This is a genomic window from Vibrio sp. Vb0937, assembly GCF_033338855.1.
Genome location: NZ_JAWOTK010000095.1, coordinates 1 through 1,911, shown reverse-complemented (window position 1 = coordinate 1,911; position 1,911 = coordinate 1). Strand labels below are relative to the sequence as shown.

Genomic DNA, 1,911 nt, shown 5'->3' with positions numbered 1-1,911 from the left:
CATGGCGTTACTTAGTGGATCTAGACCACAGTAACAACCGAAAATACCAATGAATGTACCTACAAGGGCAGCGGCTACGTGATAGCCAATGAGCGCAATAGAACCATCTATGGCTTGCATAGTGATGATGATGCCACCAACTGCGGCAAGAATACCGAAACCAGGTAGTGCTTCTGCGGTACGCTGTAATGAGCGTGAAGGCAGCAGCAGTTCGTTCTGGATAGCTTCGATTTCTTGTTCTAACAGTCCCTCTAATTCATGAGGCGACATTTGTCCCATCGCCATTAAACGTAAATTATCAGTAATGAACGAAATCAGACGATGATCCTCAGAAACTAGCGGGTACATCAGGAAGATAGAGCTTTGTTCTGGTGCTTCGATGTGAGAATCCAAAAACTTGAAACCACGGCTACGCGCTGTTTCTAGCAGGTTGTTTAATAGCGCCATCAGCTCCATGTAGTACTCGTACTCTTCAGTTGGACCTTTGATGGTTGCTGGCACTTGTTGGCGCATCTCTTTCAGCACGTGTGGTGGGTTACCAATAATGAGAGAACCCGCTGCCGCGCCGATGATGATCAGAAATTCTGCTGGTTGCCAAATTGCACCTAGCTTACCGCCAGCCCACATGTATCCGCCGAAGACACACACAAGGATAGTGAGGACTCCTAAAAACTTTTGCATCTTGTGACTCCTAAGAGGACATTAATTGGTTGAGTTGTTTCAGCGCTTGTTTATGAAGCTGACAAATTCGAGGTGGCGTCAGATCCAAGACGAGGGCTATTTCGTGTAAATTGAGTTCGTGTTGATAAAACAGCGTCAGTAGCAATTGATCTCGCTTTGACAGTCGGCCTAGTGCGCTGTCTAAGCTACGACGAATGTGCTCGTGCTCCATGCCGTCGTATTGACCACCAAAGTGGCTGTCGGTGCTGTTTTCCATCAGTTGATCGAGACTTTGCATTTCACCTGCAAGCGCCGCGTTTTGACGGTTGTAATAATCTTGCTCGTCGGTGCCGAGAGCTTTGATGATTTCTGAGTCCGTTGGCATACGACCTAACGAGCGGGTGAGGTCACGAGTGACGTCGTTAAGCTCATGGGCTTGCTGACGTGTCTTACGTGAGCGCCAGTCTAAACGGCGCAGCTCATCTAAGATCGCGCCACGTACGCGGCAAACCGCAAATGCCGGGAAGTGAGTATCGTCAATGTCTCCATAACGACGTCCTGCTTCAACCAGCGCGATAAGACCAATTTGCTGCATATCTTCGATACTGCAATGGGAAGTGGCATGAACGCGAAGTTGGTTAACTACGCGTTTCACCATCACTTGATGACGTTGCAAAAGTGCGTTTTCATCAATCGGGCGTGATGGTGTGTTCACTTCCTCTGGTGCGGTGTACGTTTCTTGAGGGTTCATGTCTAACATGGTTGTGCTCCGTTATTGCACAACGTATTTCGTCAGCAGTACATCATCGATATCACGCACGATGTCAGTCTTCGCAAAGGCTACCAACAGCGTTTGCTTCACTTCGTTTTGCAGAATATCGATCGCGCCTGTCTGTTGCAGTTCATCGAAAGTTTTGTCGCTAAACAGCTTCAAAAGCGAGTTTTGAACCATTGGCATGTAGTTATCGATGTCTTTAATACGTTCTGGTCGACGGGTCTCAATAGCCAGCTCTAGCATGACAAAGTGCGTCTGTTTCTTGCCTTTAATGCTCAGCACAACTTTGTCTAGAGGGTGAAAGCTTGGGCCTTTGCTGGTTGGTTGTTCAGTCACAAGAAAAGACAAAGGAGAGTTCTCAAGCAGTGAGCTGGTTTCACCTGAATCTTGTGCCTGTTTATTGAGATACCAAATACCACCCATGATGGTGGCGGCCGAAACGAGGGCGCTGGTGATGATCATGGCGATAAACATGG

Annotated in this window: 3 protein-coding genes; all 3 read right to left on the bottom strand. The window is 47.9% G+C overall.

What is annotated here, in order from left to right:
• The coding region (gene motA, locus R7P67_RS23405) for a flagellar motor stator protein MotA (RefSeq protein WP_318086140.1) at positions 1-681 on the bottom strand (681 nt) is incomplete at its 3' end.
• Between the two features lie 10 nt (positions 682-691).
• Positions 692-1,420, bottom strand: a complete 729-nt coding sequence (gene lafS, locus R7P67_RS23400) for a lateral flagellar system RNA polymerase sigma factor LafS (RefSeq protein ID WP_005462772.1) — start codon at positions 1,418-1,420, stop codon at positions 692-694.
• A gap of 12 nt (positions 1,421-1,432) precedes the next feature.
• Positions 1,433-1,909: a flagellar basal body-associated protein FliL gene (fliL, locus tag R7P67_RS23395; protein WP_021822038.1), complete on the bottom strand. Its 477-nt coding sequence runs from the start codon at positions 1,907-1,909 to the stop codon at positions 1,433-1,435.
• Positions 1,910-1,911: the final 2 nt, after the last annotated feature.

Excerpts from the sequence above, each read along its gene's own strand:
- lafS (WP_005462772.1), bottom strand. The coding sequence starts at position 1,420 with ATGTTAGACATGAACCCTCAAGAAACGTACACCGCACCAGAGGAAGTG.
- fliL (WP_021822038.1), bottom strand. The coding sequence starts at position 1,909 with ATGTTTATCGCCATGATCATCACCAGCGCCCTCGTTTCGGCCGCCACC.